Source organism: Isoptericola variabilis 225 (assembly GCF_000215105.1).
Classification (GTDB): Bacteria; Actinomycetota; Actinomycetes; order Actinomycetales; family Cellulomonadaceae; genus Isoptericola; species Isoptericola variabilis_A.
On the sequence record NC_015588.1, the window covers coordinates 2,098,783 to 2,120,177 of the forward strand.

Here is a 21,395-nt window from a genome sequence, read left to right on the forward strand (position 1 = left end):
CCGCCGGACCTCTCCGACGGGCACCCTGGTGAAAAGGTTGCAGCAACGCTTACACTCGTGCGCTGCACCGCCCGACGACCTGTGAGGAAGCACTTCCGCGATGACGAGCACCCAGCCCACCGCGCCCGCCGCCGAGACCCTGACCGCGGGCGCCGTCGTCCACGTGGGCAGCGACACCGCCCGCGAGTGGTGGCGCGAGGCGGTGATCTACCAGGTCTACCCGCGCTCGTTCGCCGACAGCGACGGTGACGGCATCGGCGACATCCCGGGCGTCACCGCGCACCTCGACCACCTCGCGACGCTCGGCGTGGACGCCGTCTGGCTCTCGCCGTTCTACCGCTCGCCCCAGAAGGACGCGGGCTACGACGTTGCCGACTACCGCGACGTCGACCCGCTGTTCGGCACGCTCGAGGACTTCGACGAGATGCTCGCCCAGGCGCACGCGCGCGGGATCCGCGTGATCGTCGACCTCGTGCCGAACCACACGTCCGACCAGCACGCGTGGTTCCAGGCCGCGCTCGCCTCCGCGCCCGGCTCGCCCGAGCGTGCGCGGTACGTCTTCCGCGACGGCCGCGGCCCCGCCGGCGAGGAGCCCCCGAACAACTGGCAGTCGATCTTCGGCGGCCCGGCGTGGACGCGCCTCGAGCCCCGCGAGGACGACGGCCCGCTCGGCCCGCAGTGGTACCTGCACCTGTTCGACTCCTCGCAGCCCGACCTCGACTGGACGCACCCCGAGGTGCGGGCCGAGTTCGAGGACGTGCTGCGGTTCTGGCTCGACAAGGGCGTGGACGGCTTCCGCGTCGACGTCGCGCACGGCCTGGTCAAGGCCGACGGTCTGCCCGACTGGGACGGCAGCGTCGCGATGGTCGAGGGCACCGTCGAGGAGGAGGCCGTCGACCCGGGCGCGCCCGAGGACGGCTCGACCGGCGCCGGCAACCACGGCCCCATGTTCGACCAGGACGGCGTGCACGAGATCTACCGCGAGTGGCACCGCGTGCTGGCCGAGTACGACGGCGACCGCTGCCTCGTCGCCGAGGCGTGGGTCGAGCCGCTGTCGCGCCTCGCCCGCTACGTGCGGCCGGACGAGATGCACCAGGCGTTCAACTTCTCGTTCCTCACGACCGGCTGGGACGCGAGCGCGCTGCGCACCGTCATCGCGGCGTCGTACCGCGCGAACGACGAGGTCGGCGCGCCCACTACCTGGGTGCTGTCGAACCACGACGTCGTCCGTCACGCGTCGCGCCTCGGCCTGGCCGACCCCGGCGCGCGGCCCAACGGCATCTTCGCCACGGACCCGCAGCCCGACGAGGAGCTCGGCCTGCGCCGCGCCCGCGCCGCCTCGCTGCTCATGCTTGGCCTGCCCGGCTCGGCCTACGTCTACCAGGGCGAGGAGCTCGGCCTGCCCGAGCACACGTCGCTGCCCGCCGAGGTGCGCCAGGACCCCGCGTTCTTCCGCACCCAGGGCGCCGAGGCCGGCCGTGACGGCTGCCGCGTGCCGCTCCCCTGGTCCGCCGACGCCCCGGGCTTCGGCTTCGGGCCGACCGGGAGGACGTGGCTGCCGCAGCCCGAGTCGTTCGCGCGCTACGCCGCCGACCTCCAGGTCGGCGTCGAGGGCTCGACGTTCGAGATGTACCGCGCCGCCCTGGCGACGCGCCGCGCCGAGGGCATGGGTCACGGCGGCCTCGCGTGGCTCGACGCCTACGCCGACTCGCCGGACGTCATCGCGTTCCGCAACGCCGGCGTCGTCGTGCTCGCCAACCTCGGGCCGGAGCCGGTCGTGCTGCCCGAGGGCGTCGAGCTCCTCGTCGCCTCCGGCCCCGTCGACGGCGTCGTGCCGACCGACACGACGGTGTGGTTCCGCGCCTGACCCACCCCTCCGCGAGGTAGCGCGTTCTCCCGCGAGGTAGCGCGTCCCACCGCGAGGTAGCGCGTTCTTCCGCGAGGTAGCGCGTTCTTCCGCGAGGTAGCGCGTTCTTCCGCGAGGTAGCGCGAAGTGCCCGACGCCGGTACCGGCGGGCGTGCGCTACCTCGACGGAGAACGCGCTACCTCGGCAGAGAACGCGCTACCTCGGCGGAGAACGCGCTACCTCGGCGTCATCGGAGGGTGTGGTCGCGTTCACAGCGGACCCCTAGGGTGCTGCCCGGGCGAACTACCCGTGCGCCCGAGTCATCCTGCGAAGGGACCACCGTGAAGAACCGCGCCTCCGCGGCGGTGGCGGCCGCGCTGCTCGTCAGCCTCGCCGCCCCCGTCTCGCTCGCGACCGCCGCGCCCGCACCGGCGTCGTCGGACACGCTCGACCTCACCCTGCTCGCCACGACCGACCTCCACGGACGCGTGGCGAACTGGGACTACTTCAGCAACGCGCCGTACTCCGACCGGGCCGGGGACAGCGTCGGCCTGGCGTCCGTCGCGTCGGTCGTGGACGACGTCCGCGCCGAGGTCGGCCCCGAGCAGCTGCTCGTCGTCGACAACGGCGACGCGATCCAGGGCACGCCGCTCAGCTACTACTACGCCGTCCAGGAGCCCGTGCACGAGACGGGCGAGGTGCACCCCATGGCCGCCGCGTACGACGCGATCGGCTACGACGCCCAGGTGGTCGGCAACCACGAGTTCAACTACGGCCTCGACCTGCTCGACGCGTACGAGGACGACCTGGGCTTCCCGCTGCTGGGCGCCAACGTGCTCGACGCCGAGACGGGCGAGCCCGCGCTCGAGCCGTACACGCTCGTGCGCCGCCACGTGCCCGGCCACAAGCCCGTCACGGTCGGCATCCTCGGCCTGACGACGCCGGGCTCGGCGATCTGGGACAAGGGCAACGTCGAGGGCCGCCTCGAGTTCCAGGACATGACCGAGGCCGCCGCCACGTGGGTGCCGCGCGTGCGGGCCGCGGGCGCCGACGTCGTCGTCGTGCTGTCCCACGCGGGCACGGGCGCGTCGTCGTACGACGAGTCGGTCGCACCGCCCGAGAACCCCTCGGACGTCATCGCGCGCACGGTGCCCGGCATCGACGTCATGGTCGTGGGCCACACGCACCTCGACCGGCCGTCGCAGGTCGTGACCAACGAGGTCACGGGCGAGCCCGTGCTGCTCACGCAGCCGTACCGCTGGGGCTCGACCGTCTCGCGCGTGGACCTCTCGCTCGAGAAGGTGCGCGGCCAGTGGGACGTCGCCGCGGCGGAGGCGTCGGCCATCCGCACCAAGGACTACCCCGAGTCGCAGGAGATCCTCGACCTCGTGGCCGAGCAGCACGAGACGACGGTCGACTACGTCAACCAGGTCGTGGCCCAGTCGACCGAGGAGCTCTCGGCCGTGACGTCGCGCTACGAGGACACGCCCATCATCGACTTCATCCAGAAGGTGCAGACCGACACGGTCGACGCCGCGCTCGAGGGCACCGAGTACGCGGACCTGCCGGTGCTGTCGATCGCCGCGCCGTTCTCGCGGACGGCGGTGTTCCCGGCCGGTGACGTGAGCGTGCGCGACATCGCGGGCCTGTACGTGTACGACAACACGCTGCACGCCGTGACGATGACGGGCGCGCAGGTCAAGGACTACCTCGAGTACTCCAACAAGTACTTCGCGACGGTCCCGGCCGGCGGCACGTTCGACCCGGCGCGCGACACGGGGGCGGGCAACACCCCGGACTACAACCTCGACATCCTCGCGGGCGTCGAGTACGAGGTCGACCTGTCGCAGCCCGTCGGGTCGCGCATCGAGAACCTCGTGCTCGCCGACGGCACCCCGCTCGCCGACGACGCGCAGGTGGTCGTCGCGGTGAACAACTACCGCCGCTCCGGTGGTGGCGGGTTCCCGCACATCGCGTCGGCGCCGCTCGTGTACGACGAGCAGAAGGAGATCCGCCAGCTCCTCATCGACTGGGCGCAGGAGCGCGGCGTCATCGACGCCGCCGACTTCTGGGACGAGTCGTGGTGGCTGACGGTCGACGGCGTCCGGGTGCCCTGACGCCGGGCTGACGCCCCACTCCCCTGCCGAGCACAACGTGGGAGCCGTCATCCTCGCGGATGGCGGCGCCCACGTTGTGCTCGAGCCGGGTATCCGGCGGCCACGTTGTGCTCGTCTACCCTGGCGTCGTGCGCGTACGCCCCATGACCCCCGACGACGCCCCCGCGGTGGCCGACGTCTGGTACCGCGCCTGGCGCGACGGGCACCTGGGCCACGTCCCCGACGAGCTGGTCGCCCTGCGCACGCCCGAGTCCTTCGGCCCGCGCGCCGCCGCGCGCGTGCCCGGCACGTGCGTGGCCGACGTCGACGGCCAGGTCGCGGGCTTCGCGACCGTCGTGGGCGACGAGCTCGAGGAGCTGTTCGTCGACGCCGGGCACCGCGGGTCGGGCGTCGCGGCGGCCCTGCTCGCCGACGCCGAGCACCGACTCGCCGCGGCCGGCGTCGAGACCGCCTGGCTCGCCGTCGTCGCGGGCAACGCGCGGGCCCGGCGGTTCTACGCCAAGCAGGGGTGGCGCGACGACGGACCGTTCGACTACGCCGCCGAGGGCCCGGACGGCACGCGCATCCCCGTGCCGTGCCGCCGCTACGTCAAGGAGCTGCGCCAGGCCTGACGCGCTCGGCGCGCACGTGCCGCAGGGTGCGTCAGCCGCCCGAGACGCTCAGCTCTGCCTCGCGCAGCCTCGTCTCGAACTCGGCGTCGAGCTCGCGCGAGTCGAGCCACCCGTACGGCAGGTGCGGCGTCTTGGGTGAGCCGGCGCGGCCGCGCTGCCCCTCCGCGTCGGGCCCCGGGTACGGCGTCGACAGGTCGAGCGAGCCCAGCAGCTCGCGCAGCTCCGCGAGCGACGACACCATCGCCAGCGCGCGACGGACGTCGCCCCCGACCGGGTAGCCCTTGAGGTACCACGCCATGTGCTTGCGCAGGTCGCGGACGCCCTTGTGCTCGTCGCCGTCGAAGTAGTCGATCATGAGCTCGCCGTGGCGGTAGATGGTCTCGGCGACCTCGCGCAGGCCCGGCCGGACGCGGTGGTCGGAGCCGTGGAACGCGGCAGCGAGGTCGGCGAAGAGCCACGGCCGGCCCTGGCACCCGCGCCCGACGACGACGCCGTCGGCCCCGGTCTCGCGGACCATGCGGACGGCGTCCTCGGCGGACCAGATGTCGCCGTTGCCCAGCACCGGGATCGTGCGCACGGTCTCCTTGAGCCGAGCGATGGCGGACCAGTCGGCCGTCCCGGAGTAGTAGTCGGCGGCCGTGCGCGCGTGGAGCGCGACGGCGGCGACGCCGAGCGACTCGGCGATCTGGCCCGCCTCGAGGTATGTGAGGTGGTCGTCGTCGATACCCTTGCGCATCTTGACGGTGACGGGGACGCCGTGCGGCTCGGCGGCCTCGACCGCGGCACGAACGATGTCGGTGAAGAGCTGCTTCTTCCACGGCAGCGCCGAGCCGCCGCCCTTGCGCGTCACCTTGGGCACGGGGCACCCGAAGTTGAGGTCGACGTGGTCGGCACGGTCCTCGCCGGCGATGATCTTCACCGCGGCGCCGACGGTCGCCGGGTCGACGCCGTAGACCTGCGCCGAGCGCGGCGTCTCGTCCTCGCCGAACGTGACGATCCGCAGCGACTCCACGTTGCGCTCGACGAGCGCGCGGCTCGTGACCATCTCGGCCACGTACAGGCCCGGGTCGAAGCCTTGGGACGCGCCCGCCTCGCGGCACAGGGTGCGGAAGGCGCGGTTGGTCACGCCCGCCATCGGGGCGAGCACCACGGGCGTGTCCACCGTGATCGGCCCGATCTGCAGCGGCGGCAGCACGCGGGTGCCCGACGACGGCACACCGGTCGCGGGGGCGGGCTGCGGCGTCGTCGTGCTGACGGTGTCGATGGTCGAGGTCACGCCCCCCATTGTGACAAACGGCCGCGCCCGCCCCGCGGCGTCAGGTGCGCACCGCGGGCGCGACCCCGGTCACGCTGTGCTCGTCCTCCCAGCACTCGACGCCGTCGACGTCGGGCAGCTGGGCCCGCGTGAACACCGGGTCGCGGCCGGCGGCCTTCTGCGCGCGGTAGTCGGCCAGCAGGCGCCAGACCAGGCCCGAGAGCAGGGCGATCGCGACGAGGTTGACCAGCGCCATGACGCCCATGATCCCGTCCGCGGTGTTCCACACGATGTCGGACGAGAGCACCGAGCCGGCGAGGATCGCGAGCACGACGAGCACCCGGTACCCCTGCAGCACGCGGCGCGAGCGCGTGATGAACTCCACGTTCGCCTCGCCGTAGTAGTAGTTGCCGAGGATCGAGCTGAACGCGAGCAGGAAGATCACGACCGTGAGCAGCAGGTTGGACCACGACCCGAGGCTGCTCACGAGCGCCTCCTGCGTGAGCGTGATGCCGGGTGCGGCGTTCGCGAGGTCGGGCGCGGTCACGAGGATGATGAACGCCGTGACCGAGCAGACGACGAAGGTGTCGAAGTAGACGCCGAGGGACTGCACGAGACCCTGCTTGACGGGGTGCGTCACGGCGGCGGTCGCGCCCGCGTTGGGCGCCGAGCCGAGGCCCGCCTCGTTGGAGAACATGCCGCGCTTGACGCCCTGCATGATGACGGTGCCGAGCGTCGCGCCGAGGACCTCGTTGAAGCCGAACGCGTCGGTGAAGATCGCGGCGATCACCTCGGGGACGCGCTCGACGTTGAGCGCCACGACGACGAGACCCGTGAGCAGGTACAGCAGCGCCATGGCCGGCACCACGGCCTGCGTCACGTGGGCGATGCGCCGCACGCCGCCGAAGATGACCAGGCCCGTGAGGACCGCCAGCACGATGCCGACGCCCCACGCGAGCCCGCCGCCCGACTCGGTGCCCGCCGTCGAGGCGACCGTGGCGCTGATCGTGTTGGCCTGGAGCGACGAGAACGCGAACGGGAAGCAGCAGATGAGGATGACGGCGAACAGGACGCCCATCCAGCGGGCCTTGAGGCCGTGCTGCATGTAGTACGCCGGGCCTCCGCGGAAGCCGTCGGCGTCGCGCACCTTGAACAGCTGGCCGAGCGTCGACTCGACGAACGACGACGCACCGCCGACGAACGCCATGAGCCACATCCAGAACACCGCGCCCGCGCCGCCCACGGCGATCGCCGTCCCGACGCCCGCGATGTTCCCGACGCCGACGCGCGACGCCGCCGAGATGGTGAACGCGCCGAAGGACGAGACCGACTGCGGCCGGCCCTCGGCGTCCTTGGGCGTCGCGTTCGTCAGGGTCCGGAACATCTCCGGCAGCATCTGCAGCTGCACCACGCCCGAGCGCAGCGTGAAGTACACGCCGAGCACCGCGAGCACGGGCAGCACGACCCACGTCCACAGGCCGTCGCCCGCGGCGAGGATCCAGTCGTTGAGCATGTTCATCCGGACAGTGTGCAGGACCGGTCCCCCAGGAGCACGATCGGGGCCGGTGCCCGACGTCGGGCACCGGCCCCGCGCACCGGCTCAGCCGAAGTTGACTCCCTGCGCGAGCGGCAGCTCGGTCGAGTAGTTGACCGTGTTGGTCGCGCGGCGCATGTACTGCTTCCACGCGTCGGAGCCGGACTCGCGCCCGCCGCCGGTCGACTTCTCGCCGCCGAACGCGCCGCCGATCTCGGCGCCCGACGTGCCGATGTTCACGTTGACGATGCCGCAGTCGGAGCCGGCCTCGGAGAGGAACGTCTCGGCCTCGCGGGCGTCGAGCGTGAAGATCGAGCTCGACAGGCCCTGCGGGACGTCGTTGTGCATCGCGATCGCCTCGTCGAGCGTCTCGTACGTCATGACGTAGAGGATCGGGGCGAAGGTCTCGCGGCGCACGACGTCGGTCTGGCGCGGCATGCGCACGATCGCCGGGTGCACGTACGCCGCGCCGGGCGCGCCGTCGACCTCGACCCGGTCGCCGCCCACGACGACGGTACCGCCGTCGGCCACGGCCTCCTCGAGCGAGGCGCGCATCTTCTCGGCCGAGCCGGTGTCGATCAGCGGGCCGACGAGCGTGCCCTCGGCGCGCGGGTCGCCCACGGGCAGGCCCTCGTAGGCGCGCACGAGCCGCGCGACGACGTCGTCGACGATCGACGAGTGCACGATGAGCCGGCGCATGGTGGTGCAGCGCTGGCCCGCGGTGCCCGCGGCGGCGAACACGATGCCGCGCACCGCGAGGTCGAGGTCGGCCGACGGCGCGACGACCGCCGCGTTGTTGCCGCCGAGCTCGAGCAGGTACCGCCCGCCGCGCGCGGCGACGACGGGCGCGACCTGCTGGCCCATGCGCTCCGAGCCCGTCGCCGACAGCAGCGCGACCCGCCGGTCGGCCACGAGCGCCTCGCCGGCCGCGCGCCCGCCCACGACGACGGTGCTCACCTCGGCGGGGAAGCCCGCCTCGGTGAGCGCGCGGCGCAGCAGCGCGTTCGACGCGAGCGCGGACAGCGGCGTCGCCTCCGACGGCTTCCACACGACCGTGTCCCCGCACACGAGCGCGACGGCCGTGTTCCACGACCACACCGCGACGGGGAAGTTGAAGGCGCTGATGACGCCGACGACGCCCAGCGGGTGCCACTGCTCCATGAGGCGGTGACCGGGCCGCTCGGACGGCATGGTGCGCCCGCCGAGCGAGCGCGACAGCCCGACCGCGAGGTCGCAGACGTCGATCATCTCCTGGACCTCGCCGAGCGCCTCGGACGTGATCTTGCCGGCCTCGATCGTGACGAGCCCGGCGAGGTCGGCCTTGTGCTCGGTGAGGAGCTCGCCGAGGCGCTTGACCACCCGGCCGCGCACGGGCGCGGGCACCGAGCGCCACGTGAGGAACGCCTCGTGCGCGCGGGCGACGGCGGCCTCGACGTCGGCCGCGGTGGCCTCGGGCAGCGTGACCATCGGCTCGCCCGACAGCGGCGAGGAGACGGTGAGCCCGCCCTCGGCGGGCGCCTCGGGCAGCTCGGCGCCGATCCGCCCGAGCGCGGCGGTGGCGGCGTCGCGCAGCTCGGCCGTGAGGGCGCTGGACTGGCTGGTCGTGGTGGTCATCGGGAGGCTCCCTGCGTCGTGGTGGGCGTCGTGGTGGGCGCGCCGGCGGGGCGCGACGCCAGGGTCTCCGGCGCCATCCCCAGGCGTGCGGCGGCGGCCTCGAGCGAGGCATGGACCTGCCGCGCGTACAGCTCGAACGGGTCGTGGAGGTCGCGGCCGATCGCGCCCGACATCCAGTCGGCGTCGCGCTCCTCCGCGGCCTGCGAGGCGTCCTTGGACCCCTCGTCGGTGAGGTTGGACTGGAAGATCCCGGCCGCGGAGCGCGGCAGGAAGTCCTCGTAGACGATCGGCTCGCGCGTGAGCGCGCCGTCGTCGGACACCTCGTAGGTGAAGTAGCCGAGCCCGGCCTCGACGAGCCCGGCCTCGGTGGCCGGGAACGTCGCGCGCCAGACCTCGCGCGCGATCTCCTGCCGCAGCTCCTCGCGGCGTGCCCCGGTGTGCTCCTCGCCCAGCTCGGCGGCGCGGCGGTCGGCCTCGACGACGGCCGCGTCGTAGCGGGCGCGACCCTCGCGCGTGAGCGCGATGCCGCGCGCCTCGACCTCGCCGAACCGCACGCGCAGCGAGTCCTGGACGATCTCGCCCGACGGCGTGCGGAACGTGCGCGGCTCGGCGAGCGCCCGGAACGACGTCTGGCGCAGCAGTACGTCGGGCCCCTCCCACAACGGCGGACCCTGGATCGCGTCGATCATCGTGATGCCGCGGTCGGTCATGCGCCGGTACAGCTCGTCGATGTCGAGCACGCGCGGCGTGAGGTGGTTGATGTGCGTCGAGGCGACGCCGCCGATGTCCGCGGCGACGGCCGACACGGCCTCGAGCTCGCGGTACCAGGCCTGGTCGACCGGCTCGCGGGACAGCTCGAACGCCGCCGTGGCCAGGCGCAGGAACGCGCTCGCGTCGTCGGCGGGCAGGCCGCCGTCGGCCTCGGCCTTGTCGGCGAGCGCCAGCAGCTCGGGCCCGAACAGCGACCGCCGCTGCAGGAAGCGCTCGAGGCGCGCCTGCAGGTCGGCGCTGAAGAACCGCCGGTCGCTCGGGACGAGCATCGAGGTGAACACGCGGAACGGGTTGCGGGCCAGCTCGTCGCGCTCGATCGGCCGGAACGCGGTCGAGATGACCGGCACCGACGAGCTCGACGCGTCGCGCAGGTCGTAGAAGCCCACCGGGTGCATGCCCATCGCGCCGAAGACGCGCGCGACCTGGTTCATCTCGGCGGGCGTCCCGACCCGGATCGCGCCGTGCCGCTCCGCCGTGACGCGGTCGATCGACCCGAGGCGCTCGGCGTCGGCGCCCTGGGCGGCCACGACGTCGCGGTTGACCTCGTGGGACACCTCGAGCAGCGTCGTGTAGGCGGGGACCTCGCGGCCGTACATGTCGGACAGCGACCGTGCGAACGCGGCGCGGAGCTGCCACGGCTCCACGAAGGCCTGCTCGAACGTCACCTCTGCTCCTTCCTGGCCCGGCGTCGTCGCCGGTGCCGACCTGCGGGCCTCGTGGGCCCGCCTTCTCAGATGATGTTGGCCTCGGTGCGCCGGACGTGGGCGGCGAACCGCCCGGCGTCGAACGCGGCCACGTCGACGCCGCGCGCGGCGGGGGTGCCCGCTCGCCCGGCGTACAGGTCGGCGACGGCCTCCCCCACCGCGGGCGCCTGGAGGAACCCGTGGCCCGAGAAGCCGCACGCGTAGAGCACCCGCCCGCCGTCGGACGCCGTCTCGCCGACGAGCGCGTCGTGGTCGGGCGTCATCTCGTACAGGCCGGCCCAGCCGCCCACGAGCGGCGCGTCCGCGAGCGCGGGCGTGGCGCGGCGCGCGACGTCGCGCAGGAACGGCTCCCACGCCGGGTCGTAGGTCGTGTCGAACGCGACGGGCGTGGCCGGGTCGGCGACGCCGAGCAGCAGGGTGCCGGGCTCGTCGGCGTTGTGGACGTAGAACGTGGTGCCGAAGTCGATCGTGAACGGGAGGCGCGGGGGCGCCGGGTCGAGCGGGGCGGTGAAGGCGATCTGCCGCTTGACCGGGTCGACGGGCAGGTCCACGCCGACCATGCCTCCGAGCCGGCGCGACCAGGCTCCGGCGCAGACGACGAGCGCGTCCGCCACGGTGCGCCCGCGCGTCGTGACGACGTCGAACCGGCCGGCCGACCGTCCGACGCCCGTCACCGCGGCGTGCGTGCGCACGCGCGCGCCGAGCCGCTCGGCCGCGGCGACGTAGCCCTCGACGACGGCGGCGGGCCGCGCCCAGCCGTCGCGCGGCGCATAGGCGGCGGCGACGTAGCGGGAGGCGTCGAGGTACGGGTTGAGGCGGCGGGCCTCGGCGACGTCGACGATCCGGCTTTCGACGCCGCGCGCGTTCTGCATGGCGACGGACTCGCGGAACAGCGCGACGTCGGCGTCGGTCGGCAGCGCGAAGAGGTAGCCGGGCTGCTCGAGCCCGATGTCGGCGCCGGGGTGGCGCGCGAAGTCCTCGTAGAGCTCGAGGCTGCGCAGTCCGAGGTCGACGTTGGCCGGGTCGGAGAACTGGGCGCGCACGCCGCCGATGGGCTTGCCGGAGCTGCCGCACGCGAGGCCGCCCGCCTCGAGCAGCAGCACGTCGGCGCCGTCCTCGGCGAGGTGGAACGCGACCGAGGCGCCCATGACGCCCCCGCCGACGACGACCACCTCGGCGTGCGCCGGCAGCGGCAGCGTCTCTCGCCCCACCGAACCTCCCGTGTCAGAACCCTGGTGGGCCGGAGCCCATCACTTTTCTGACAGCATCCTTGCGCGCACGGAGTGTGGAGCACCATCGAAAGAACCTCGGCGTCACCGTTGAGCACTGCTATACGGTGGTAAGCATGGACCCGTCCCCGCGAGACCTGCCGTGGTCAGGGCTGCGCGCGCTCGCCGCGCTGGCCGAGCACCGCACCATGACGGCTGCCGCCGCGGCCCTCGGGTACACCACGGGCGCGGTGTCGCAGCAGCTCGCGGCGCTCGCCCGCGCGGTCGGGGCCGACCTCGTGCGCCAGCACGGGCGCGGCGTCGTGCTCACCGAGGCCGGCCTCGCGCTCGCCGGCCGGGCCGAGGCGCTGCTCGCCGCGCAGCGCGACGCGGTCGCGGCGGCCCGCGCGGCCACGCACGGGGCCGCGGGCACGGTACGACTCGGCACGTTCGCGACCGTCGCGGCGGGGCTCCTGCCCCGTCTCGTCACGGCGCTGTCGGCGTCCCACCCGGGCGTCGTGCTGGCCGGCTACGAGCTCACGGTCGACGACGTCGCGGCCGCGGTGCGGCGGGGCGACGTCGACCTCGGGCTGGGCCTCGACTACCCGGGCGCCCCGATCCCCCGCATCCCCGGCACGACGCTGCGCCCGCTGCGGGCCGAGCGGTTCGCGCTGCTCTCCGCGCCGTCGTCGGGCCTGCCGGACCTCATGGACCTCGCGGACGCGGCCGACGTGCCATGGATCCTGCCGCCCATGCCGACGCACTACGGCGCCGCCGTGCGCGGCGCGTGCCGCACCGCGGGCTTCGAGCCGCGCCCCGCCCACGAGGTCAACGACACCTCGACGACGCTCGCGCTCGTCGCGCAGGGGCTCGGCGTGGCGCTCGCGACACCGCTCATGCGCGGCATCCGCCCGGGGGATGACCTGCGCACGAGCGCGCTGCGCGACGTCGTCGAGCGAGAAATCGTGCTGCTCGAGCCGATGTCGGCGCCACGGCGCCCCGCGGTCGCCGCCGTCGCGGAGGTCATCGAGCAGGTCGTCAGCACGGCCGAGGCGACGCGATCACCCGTCTGACGTGCGAGCACGCGCCGGGCGCGGCAGGGTCGAACCCAACGCGGTGCTACCGAGCGTCGCGACGACGAAGGAGGTCGACGTGCCAGCGTGGCTCATCCTCATCCTGGTCGGCGTGGTCCTCGTGATCCTCGGGATCGCGACGGACATCGGCCAGTTCCTCATCTGGATCGGCGTGATCGTGCTGGTGGTCAGCCTGATCCTCGGCCTCGTCGGGCGCAGTCGCACCTAGCGCACCCGCACGGCAGGACGACGCAGGGCCCGGTCGACGACGACCGGGCCCTGCGCGCGTCCGCGACCGTTCCGGGTCAGGCGCCGACGAGACGCTGCGCGAGGTAGCCCGCGACCTGGTCGAGCGCCACGCGGTCCTGGGCCATCGTGTCGCGGTGGCGGATCGTCACCGCCTGGTCGGTGAGCGTGTCGAAGTCGACCGTCACGCAGTACGGCGTGCCGATCTCGTCCTGGCGGCGGTACCGCTTGCCGATCGCCTGCGTGACGTCGTAGTCGACGTTCCAGTGCTGGCGCAGCTCGGCGGCGAGCTTCTCCGACGTCGGCAGCAGCTCGGCCGACTTGGACAGCGGCAGCACGGCGGCCTTGACCGGCGCGAGCCGCTCGTCGAGGCGCAGCACCGTGCGCTTGTCGACGCCGCCCTTGGTGTTCGGCGCCTCGTCCTCGGCGTACGCCTCGACGAGGAACGCCATGAGCGAGCGCGTCAGGCCCGCCGCCGGCTCGATGACGTACGGGTAGTACTTCTCGTTCGACACCGGGTCGCGATACATCAGGTCCTTGCCCGAGTGCTTCGCGTGCGTCGACAGGTCGAAGTCCGTGCGGTTCGCGATGCCCTCGAGCTCGCCCCACTCCGAGCCCGTGAAGCCGAAGCGGTACTCGATGTCGACCGTGCGGGTCGAGTAGTGCGACAGCTTCTCCTGCGGGTGCTCGTACAGGCGCAGGTTCTCCGGGGAGATGCCCAGGCCCGTGTACCAGGCCATGCGCGTGTCGATCCAGTACTGGTGCCACTCGGCGTCGGTGCCCGGCTCGACGAAGAACTCCATCTCCATCTGCTCGAACTCGCGCGTGCGGAAGATGAAGTTGCCCGGCGTGATCTCGTTGCGGAACGACTTGCCGATCTGCGCGATGCCGAACGGCGGCTTCTTGCGCGCGACCGACGCCACGTTGGCGAAGTTCACGAAGATGCCCTGCGCCGTCTCGGGGCGCAGGTAGTGCAGGCCCGACTCGTCCTCGACCGGGCCGAGGTAGGTCTTGAGCATCATGTTGAAGTCGCGCGGCTCGGTCCACTGCCCCACCGTGCCGCAGTGCGGGCAGGCGATCACGGCCAGGCCGCCCTCGGGCTCGCGGCCCTTGCGCTCGGCGAACTCCTCGATCATCTGGTCCTCGCGGAACCGCCGGTGGCAGCTCAGGCACTCGGTCAGCGGGTCGGTGAACTCGCCCACGTGGCCCGAGGCCACCCACACCTCGCGCGGCAGGATGACCGAGGAGTCGAGGCCGACGACGTCGTCGCGACGCGTCATGGCCTTCCACCACTGCTGCTTGATGTTCTCCTTGAGCTCGACGCCGAGGGGCCCGTAGTCCCACGCGGACCGGGTTCCGCCGTAGATCTCGCCGGACTGGAAGACGAATCCCCGCCGCTTGGCGAGGGAGACGACGGCGTCGAGCTTGGCGGTCGCGGACGGTGCTGCCACGGATCACTCCAGGATGTCGGGCCCGCAGGTGGCTCCTGCGGAGCATGAAGAGTTGGGCGCCGGGCGGCGCCAGTCGCCCAGCCTACCGGCACGCGCTTTGACATCCGTTCTCATGAGGACTGAGAATCGTTCTCATGCCACGTCGTCGCGCGCTCCTCTCCGCGCCCCTGCTCGTCCTGCCCGTCGCCCTCGCCGGCTGCGCGGGCCCGTCGGCGTCGGGCGGTGGGTCCGGAGGGACCGACGACGGCGTCCAGGTCCTCGCCTCGTTCTACCCGCTGCAGTACGTCGCCGAGCACGTCGGCGGGGACCTCGTCTCGGTCTCCAACCTCACGCCTCCCGCGTCCGAGCCGCACGACCTCGAGCTCTCGCCCGCCCAGGTGCGGCGCGTCGGCGAGGCCGACCTCGTCGTCTACCTCACGGGCTTCCAGCCCGCCGTCGACGAGGCCGTCACCTCCCGCGCGCCCGAGCACGTGGTCGACGCGGCCGACGTCGTCGAGCTCGAGGAGAACCCGGGCAGCGTCGAGCACGCCGCGGACGGCGCGCACGCCGCGGACGGCGCGCACGCCGAGGACGAGCACGCCGAGGGCGAGCACGCCCACGAGGAGGGCGACGGCCACGACCACGGCACGCTCGACCCGCACTTCTGGCTCGACCCGAGCCGGATGATCCCGGTCGCGCACGCGGTCGCCGAGCAGCTCGCTGCGGCCGACCCGGACAACGCCGACACCTACGCGGCGAACGCCGACGCGCTCGAGCAGCGCCTGACCGCCCTCGACGACGAGCTCGCCGCCGGTCTCGAGCAGTGCCACGGCGCCACCCTCGTCACCGCGCACACCGCGTTCGGCTACCTCGCCGAGCGGTACGGGCTCGAGCAGGTCGGCATCTCGATCGACCCCGAGTCCGAGCCGTCGCCGGCCCGCCTGCGCCAGATCGGCGCTATCGTCGAGTCGCACGGTGTCGAGACGATCTTCACCGAGACCCTCACCAGCCCGAAGGTCGCCGAGACCCTCGCGAACGACCTCGGCGTCGCGGCCGACACGCTCGACCCGCTCGAGGGCCTCTCCGACGACGCGACCGCGTCCGGCGAGGACTACGAGTCGGTCATGCGGGCCAACCTCGCCGCCCTCCAGGAAGGACTGAGCTGCTCGTGACCTCGGTCGCCACAGCACCGTCGGCCTCGACGACGGCCTCCGCGCCGGCCGTCGAGGCCGCCGGCGTGCACGTGCACCTCGGGGCGAGCCACATCCTGCGCGGCGTCGACCTGACGGTCGCGCGCGGAGAGGTCGTCGCGCTCCTGGGCGCCAACGGCTCGGGCAAGTCGACGCTCGTGCGCACGCTCGTCGGCGTCATCCCGCCGTCGGCCGGCACCGTGCGCGTGCTCGGGCACCCGCTCGGCAACACCGTGCCCTGGGGCGACGTCGGCTACGTCCCCCAGCGCGTGAGCGCCGCCACCACCGTCCCCTCGACCGCGGCCGAGGTCGTCGCGTCGGGCCTGCTGCACGGCCGGCGCCTGCGCCTGCCCCGCGGCTGGCGCGCGCGCGTGCACCACGCGCTCGAGCTCGTCGGGCTCGCCGACCGCGCCCACGACGCCACGAGCCGCCTGTCGGGCGGGCAGCAGCAGCGCGTGCTCATCGCGCGCGCCCTCGTGCGCGAGCCCGAGCTGCTTGTGCTCGACGAGCCCGTGGCCGGAGTCGACCGCCCGAGCCAGGAGGCGTTCGCGGCGACCATGGCCCGGCTCGTCGACGAGGGCCTCACCGTGCTCGTCGTCCTGCACGAGCTCGGCGAGCTCGCACCGCTCGTCACCCGCTGCGTCGTCCTGCGCCACGGCCGCGTCGTGCACGACGGCGCTCCCCCGCGCCCGCACGGCGGCCACGACGCCGTCGGGCACGAGCACGTCCACCCGCACGAGCCGGCGCACCTGACCGGCGAGCACGGCCTCGCGAGCGGGCCGATCCCCGGCGCCGTGCCGGGCGCCCCCGGCACGGAGGCCCGCCCGTGACCGTGATCGAGGAGCTGGGCTACATGCTCGGCGACCCGCTGATGCGGCGGGCCCTGCTCGCCGCGCTGCTCGTCGGGGTGAGCGCGCCGATCGTCGGCACCTACCTGGTCCAGCGGCGGCTGTCGCTGCTCGGCGACGGCATCGGGCACGTGGCGCTCACCGGCGTCGCGCTCGGCTGGATGATCGGCGCCGCCATGGGCCTCGCCCCCACCGACGCGCTCGCCGTCCCCGGCGCCGTCGTCGCCGCGATCGCCGGCTCGGTCCTCATCGAGGTCGTCCGACGCCGCGGCCGCACGTCGGGCGACCTGGCGCTCGCGATCATGTTCTACGGCGGCATCGCCGGCGGCGTCCTGCTCATCGGGCTCGCGGGCGGCTCGTCGGGCAACCTCATGGCGTATCTGTTCGGCTCGATCTCGACCGTGACGTCGACCGACCTGCTGCTCACGGTCGTGCTGTGCGCGGTCATCCTGCTCGTCGGCCTCGGGCTGCGCGCCGCGCTGTTCTCGGTGAGCCACGACGAGGAGTTCGCGACGGCGTCGGGCCTGCCCGTCTGGGCGCTCAACATGGCCGTCGCGGTCGTGGCGGCCCTGACCGTCACGGTGGCGATGCGCGTCGTCGGGCTGCTGCTCGTCAGCGCCCTCATGATCGTGCCCGTCGCGGTCGGGCAGCTCGTGACGCACTCGTTCCGCCGCACGATGCTCGTCGCGTCCGTCGTGGGCGTGACCGTGTGCCTCGTGGGCCTGAGCATCACCTACTGGAACGACGTGTCTCCCGGGGCGACGATCGTCGTGCTCGCGATCGGCGTGTACGCCGCGGTGGCCCTCCTGCGCCCGCTCGTCGCGCGCCGCCGCCCCGCGGGCGACCCCCACCCGGACATCCCCGACGACGTGCGCGTCGCGGGCCGACCCACCGCCGGCGCGTCCGCCACGAGCGCGGCCGGCAGCGACGAGGAGTGCGTCGGATGAGCGACACCCGGACCACGCCCACGCGCATGACCCGCCAGCGCGCGGCCGTCGCCGAGGTGCTCGGCGACACCGACGAGTTCCGCTCGGCCCAGCAGCTCCACGAGCTGCTGCGCAGCCGCGGCGACAGCGTCGGCCTCGCGACCGTGTACCGCACGCTGCAGACCCTCGCCGAGGGCGGCGAGGTCGACGTGCTGCGGGCCGAGGACGGCGAGTCGCTGTACCGCCGCTGCGCCCGCCGCGAGCACCACCACCACCTCGTGTGCCGCTCGTGCGGACGCACCGTCGAGATCGACGGCCCGACGGTCGAGGCGTGGGCCACCCAGGTCGGCGCGACCCACGGCTTCGACGACATCGAGCACACCATCGAGCTGTGGGGGACCTGCTCGACGTGCCGGGAGAGCTGACCGCGGCGGCCGGCGAGGCCGGCGTCTTCACCATCGCGGGCGTGCCGTACTGGGTCGTCTACCTGGCCGCCTTCGGCATCGTGCTCGTGCGGGCGCAGGCCACCTACTGGGCCGGGCGCGGCGTCGCGCGCGGCACGGCCCGCACGCGCCTGGCCGAGCGGTTGTCCTCGCCCCGCGCGGTCGCGTGGGTCGAGCGCGTCCACCGCTGGGGCCCGCCCGCGGTCACGCTGTCGTTCTTCACCGTCGGCATCCAGACCGTCGTCAACCTCGCCGCCGGCTACCTGCGCATGCCGTACCCCCGCTACCTGGCGGCCCTCCTCGTCGGGTGCGCGGCGTGGGCGGCGATCTGGACGACGGTCGGCACGGCCGCGGTCAACGGCGCCGTCGCCCTGGCGGCCCGCTCGCCGCTGACGCTCGCCGTCCTCGGGGCGGGGCTCGTCGCGTCGCTCGCGTGGGCCGCGGTCCGCGCCCGACGACGGCGCGAGGCACTGCGCGACGCCTGATCCCGCCGTGTGACGGACGTCTCGGCACGCACCCGGTGGCCTGTGTCAGACTTAGGCAATGCTTACCTCACATCATGGAGGTCGGGCCCTGCCATGACCGCTGCGCTCGCCACCCCGTCGCGCCCGGCGGACCTCGTCGCCCGGCGTGCGCGCCGCCGTCTCGCCGCCTGCCTGACGGCGCTCGCGGTGCTCGCGCTCGTCGCGGTGGCCAGCCTCGTGCTCGGCGTGCGCGACCTGGACCCGGCCACGGTGTGGCAGGCGCTGACCGCCCCGGTGACGGGCGACGTCGACCACCAGGTCGTGCGGGGGCAGCGCGTGCCCCGCACGCTCATCGGCCTGGCCGCGGGCCTCGCGCTCGGCGTGGCCGGCACCCTGATCCAGGGCGTGACGCGCAACCCGATCGCCGACCCGGGCCTGCTGGGGCTCAACGCGGGCGCGTCGCTCGCGGTCGTCTGCGCGGTGTGGCTCCTCGGCGTGACCTCGCCCCTCGGCTTCGTCTGGTTCGCGTTCCTCGGCGCGGCCGTGGCGGCGGCGCTCGTGTTCTCGATCGGCGCCGGGCAGCCGGTCAAGCTCGCGCTCGTCGGCGCGACCGTCACGGCGCTCATCACGCCGCTCATCACGATCGTGCTGCTGCGCGACCCGACGGCGTTCAACATGTACCGCTTCTGGGCCGTCGGCTCGCTCACGGGGCGCGGGCTCGAGACGATCGAGCGGCTGTGGCCGTTCCTGCTGGTCGGCGTGGTGCTCGCCGGCACGCTCGCGCACCGGCTCAACATGCTCGCGCTCGGCGACGACGTCGCGCGGGCGCTGGGCCAGCGCGTCGGCGTCACGCGCGCCCTGGCCGGGGCCACGATCGTCCTGCTCGCCGGCACGGCCACCGCGCTCGCCGGGCCCATCGCGCTCGTCGGGCTCGCCGTGCCACACGCCGCCCGCCGCCTCGTCGGTACGGACTACCGCTGGGTCGTGGCGCTCTCGGCGCTGCTCGGGCCGGTGATGCTGCTCGGCGCCGACGTCATCGGCCGCCTGATCCTGCCGCACTCGGAGCTCGAGGCCGGCGTCGTCGCCGCCGCGCTCGGCGCCCCGGTGCTCGTCGCCGTGGCCCGCGGCCGGACCGTGGCGGGGGTGTGAGATGACGACGACCCTCCCCGGCACGCCCGCCCCCGCGCCGGTGCCCGCCACCACGCCCGTCGCCGCGCTCCGGGCGCGCCGTCGACGCCGGCTCGCGCTGGTGCTGGTGACGCTCGCGGCCCTGCTCGTGGCGCTCGCCACGCTCGCGCTCACGCTCGGCGCGGCGTCGCTGCCGGCTCCCCGCGCGCTCCTCGCGCTGCTCGGCCTCGGCGACCCGCAGGAGACGTTCATCGTCCAGCGCCTGCGGCTCCCGCGCATCGAGGCGGCCGTCCTCGCCGGCGCCTCGTTCGGCCTGGCCGGCGCGCTGTTCCAGTCGACGCTGCGCAACCCGCTCGCGAGCCCCGACATCCTCGGCATCGCGAGCGGCGCGTCGCTCGGCGCGGTGTGGGCGCTGCTCGTCGCGGGGCTCACCGGGTTCGCCGTCTCGGGTGCCGCGTTCCTCGGGGCGCTCGCCGTCGCGTTCTGCATCTGGTTCTTCGCGTGGCGCCAGGGCCTGCACTCGATCCGCTTCGTGCTCGTCGGCGTCGGGTTCGCCTACCTGTGCTCGTCGCTCCTCGCGTGGCTGCTCGCGAACGCCGAGGTGCGCGAGGCGCAGTCGGCGCTGCTGTGGACCGTCGGGTCGGTCGCCGACGTGCGCGGCACCCAACTCGGCACGCTCGCCGCCGGGTTCGTCGCCCTCGCCGCGGTCGCGACGGTCGTCGGGCGCTGGCAGGGACCGCTCGCGCTCGGCGACGACCACGCGCGCGGGCTCGGCGTCCCGGTCGACCTCGCGCGCGTCGGCTCCCTGCTGCTCGCCGTCGGGCTCGTCGCGCTCGCGACGTCGTTCGTCGGGCCGCTCGCGTTCGTCGCGCTCGTGGCGCCCGCCATCGCGCGCCGGCTCGTCGACGACGGCGGCCCCGCGCTCACCGCGTCCGCGCTCACGGGCGCCGCGCTCGTCCTGGCGGCCGACGTCGCGGGGCAGCACGGGCTGTTCTTCGGCGTCTCCGCCCCCACCGGCATCGTCACCGGTCTCGTCGGTGCGCCCTACCTGCTGTGGCTCCTGGCCACCCACGGAAGGAAGTCCCAGGCATGACGGACGTCCGCACCTCCCCCGCCCCCGTCGCGACCCTGCCCTCGACCGGCGAGCCCGTCGGCGTGCCGGCCGCCGGGGCGCCGCAGGGCGCCCCGCTGCGCGCGCACGGCGTGAGCATCGGCTACGACGGCCGCCGCGTCATCGAGGACCTCGACCTCGAGCTTCCGGCGGGCCGCGTGACGGCCATCGTGGGCCCCAACGCGTGCGGCAAGTCGACGCTGCTGCGCGGCCTGGCACGGCTGCACCCCCTCACCTCCGGCCGCGTGACCCTCGGCGACCGCGACGTCACCGGGATGTCGCGCAAGGAGCTCGCCAAGGTCGTCGGCGTGCTCCCGCAGTCGTCCGTCGCACCCGACGGCGTCCGGGTCGCCGAGCTCGTGGGCCGCGGCCGGTACCCGCACCAGGGATGGTTCGGCCGGCACCGCAGCGACGACGACGCCGTCGTCATGCGTGCGCTCGAGGCCACGGGCACGGCCGACCTCGCCGACCGTCCGGTCGCCGAGCTCTCCGGCGGCCAGCGCCAGCGCGTCTGGATCGCGATGGTGCTCGCGCAGGAGACCGACGTCGTGCTTCTCGACGAGCCGACGACGTACCTCGACGTGGCGCACCAGGTCGAGCTGCTCGACCTCCTGCGCGACCTCAACCACGAGCGCGGCACGACCGTCGTCATGGTGCTGCACGAGCTCAACCTCGCGGCCCGCTACGCCGACCACCTCGTCGTCATGAGCGCCGGGCGCGTCGTCGGGCAGGGCGAGCCGTCGCGCGTGCTCACCGAGGACGCCGTGCTCGGCGCGTTCGGGCTCGAGTCCCGCGTCGTGCCGGACCCGGTGTCCGGGACGCCGCTCGTGGTCCCCGTGGGGCGGCACCGCCGCGCCTGAGGCGCACCACGCGCG

The 21,395-nt window shown here is 74.0% G+C and carries 19 protein-coding genes; 13 read left to right on the forward strand and 6 right to left on the reverse strand.

What is annotated here, in order from left to right:
• Positions 1 to 100: 100 nt before the first annotated feature.
• From ISOVA_RS09820 to ISOVA_RS09830, 3 genes are all read left to right on the forward strand, one after another.
• Positions 101 to 1,867: a glycoside hydrolase family 13 protein gene (locus tag ISOVA_RS09820; protein WP_013839076.1), complete on the forward strand. Its 1,767-nt coding sequence runs from the start codon at positions 101 to 103 to the stop codon at positions 1,865 to 1,867.
• 321 nt (positions 1,868 to 2,188) lie between these two features.
• Positions 2,189 to 3,964, forward strand: a complete 1,776-nt coding sequence (locus ISOVA_RS09825) for a bifunctional metallophosphatase/5'-nucleotidase (RefSeq protein ID WP_013839077.1) — start codon at positions 2,189 to 2,191, stop codon at positions 3,962 to 3,964.
• A gap of 128 nt (positions 3,965 to 4,092) precedes the next feature.
• Positions 4,093 to 4,575 carry a GNAT family N-acetyltransferase gene (locus ISOVA_RS09830; protein WP_233275874.1) on the forward strand — a complete coding sequence of 161 codons (483 nt, stop codon included), beginning with the start codon at positions 4,093 to 4,095 and terminating at the stop codon, positions 4,573 to 4,575.
• Between the two features lie 31 nt (positions 4,576 to 4,606).
• On the opposite strand, the gene dusB is transcribed toward ISOVA_RS09830, so the two are convergent.
• The 5 genes from dusB to ISOVA_RS09855 form a co-directional block, all read right to left on the reverse strand.
• Complete coding sequence (gene dusB / locus ISOVA_RS09835) at positions 4,607 to 5,860, reverse strand: tRNA dihydrouridine synthase DusB (protein ID WP_013839079.1); 1,254 nt, start codon at positions 5,858 to 5,860, stop codon at positions 4,607 to 4,609.
• Between the two features lie 31 nt (positions 5,861 to 5,891).
• Complete coding sequence (locus tag ISOVA_RS09840) at positions 5,892 to 7,349, reverse strand: alanine/glycine:cation symporter family protein (protein ID WP_041294840.1); 1,458 nt, start codon at positions 7,347 to 7,349, stop codon at positions 5,892 to 5,894.
• An 81-nt stretch (positions 7,350 to 7,430) separates the two neighbouring features.
• Entirely contained in the window at positions 7,431 to 8,978 is a 1,548-nt protein-coding gene (amaB, locus tag ISOVA_RS09845) for an L-piperidine-6-carboxylate dehydrogenase (protein WP_013839081.1), read from the reverse strand.
• Entirely contained in the window at positions 8,975 to 10,414 is a 1,440-nt protein-coding gene (hglS, locus tag ISOVA_RS09850) for a 2-oxoadipate dioxygenase/decarboxylase (RefSeq protein ID WP_013839082.1), read from the reverse strand. Before hglS ends, amaB begins: the two co-directional genes overlap by 4 nt.
• Positions 10,415 to 10,479: 65 nt before the next feature.
• Entirely contained in the window at positions 10,480 to 11,664 is a 1,185-nt protein-coding gene (locus ISOVA_RS09855; protein WP_013839083.1) for an NAD(P)/FAD-dependent oxidoreductase, read from the reverse strand.
• A 134-nt stretch (positions 11,665 to 11,798) separates the two neighbouring features.
• Between ISOVA_RS09855 and ISOVA_RS09860 the strand changes: the two genes are divergently transcribed.
• Positions 11,799 to 12,734, forward strand: a complete 936-nt coding sequence (locus ISOVA_RS09860; protein ID WP_013839084.1) for a LysR family transcriptional regulator — start codon at positions 11,799 to 11,801, stop codon at positions 12,732 to 12,734.
• A gap of 79 nt (positions 12,735 to 12,813) precedes the next feature.
• Positions 12,814 to 12,963 carry a hypothetical protein gene (locus ISOVA_RS16770; RefSeq protein WP_013839085.1) on the forward strand — a complete coding sequence of 50 codons (150 nt, stop codon included), beginning with the start codon at positions 12,814 to 12,816 and terminating at the stop codon, positions 12,961 to 12,963.
• A 76-nt stretch (positions 12,964 to 13,039) separates the two neighbouring features.
• Here ISOVA_RS16770 and ISOVA_RS09870 read toward each other — a convergent pair whose 3' ends face one another.
• Positions 13,040 to 14,431, reverse strand: a complete 1,392-nt coding sequence (locus tag ISOVA_RS09870; RefSeq protein WP_013839086.1) for a glycine--tRNA ligase — start codon at positions 14,429 to 14,431, stop codon at positions 13,040 to 13,042.
• A gap of 134 nt (positions 14,432 to 14,565) precedes the next feature.
• Between ISOVA_RS09870 and ISOVA_RS09875 the strand changes: the two genes are divergently transcribed.
• From ISOVA_RS09875 to ISOVA_RS09910, 8 genes are all read left to right on the forward strand, one after another.
• The gene (locus ISOVA_RS09875; RefSeq protein ID WP_013839087.1) at positions 14,566 to 15,582 is read left to right on the forward strand and encodes a metal ABC transporter substrate-binding protein; all 1,017 of its coding nucleotides are present in this window, start codon (positions 14,566 to 14,568) and stop codon (positions 15,580 to 15,582) included.
• On the forward strand, positions 15,579 to 16,430 hold the full coding sequence (locus tag ISOVA_RS09880) for a metal ABC transporter ATP-binding protein (RefSeq protein WP_013839088.1): 852 nt from the start codon (positions 15,579 to 15,581) through the stop codon (positions 16,428 to 16,430). The genes ISOVA_RS09875 and ISOVA_RS09880 overlap by 4 nt, the downstream gene beginning before the upstream one ends.
• Positions 16,431 to 16,453: 23 nt before the next feature.
• A complete protein-coding gene (locus tag ISOVA_RS09885) occupies positions 16,454 to 17,395 on the forward strand; it encodes a metal ABC transporter permease (protein ID WP_081474909.1) in 942 nt (313 codons plus the stop codon).
• Positions 17,392 to 17,799 (forward strand): Fur family transcriptional regulator, encoded by a 408-nt coding sequence (locus ISOVA_RS09890; protein WP_013839090.1) that lies wholly within the window; start codon positions 17,392 to 17,394, stop codon positions 17,797 to 17,799. The genes ISOVA_RS09885 and ISOVA_RS09890 overlap by 4 nt, the downstream gene beginning before the upstream one ends.
• The gene (locus ISOVA_RS09895) at positions 17,766 to 18,302 is read left to right on the forward strand and encodes a DedA family protein (RefSeq protein WP_013839091.1); all 537 of its coding nucleotides are present in this window, start codon (positions 17,766 to 17,768) and stop codon (positions 18,300 to 18,302) included. The genes ISOVA_RS09890 and ISOVA_RS09895 overlap by 34 nt, the downstream gene beginning before the upstream one ends.
• Positions 18,303 to 18,395: 93 nt before the next feature.
• A complete protein-coding gene (locus ISOVA_RS09900) occupies positions 18,396 to 19,430 on the forward strand; it encodes a FecCD family ABC transporter permease (protein WP_013839092.1) in 1,035 nt (344 codons plus the stop codon).
• A gap of 1 nt (position 19,431) precedes the next feature.
• Entirely contained in the window at positions 19,432 to 20,502 is a 1,071-nt protein-coding gene (locus tag ISOVA_RS09905) for a FecCD family ABC transporter permease (protein WP_013839093.1), read from the forward strand.
• A complete protein-coding gene (locus tag ISOVA_RS09910) occupies positions 20,499 to 21,380 on the forward strand; it encodes an ABC transporter ATP-binding protein (protein ID WP_013839094.1) in 882 nt (293 codons plus the stop codon). Before ISOVA_RS09905 ends, ISOVA_RS09910 begins: the two co-directional genes overlap by 4 nt.
• Positions 21,381 to 21,395 lie beyond the last annotated feature (15 nt).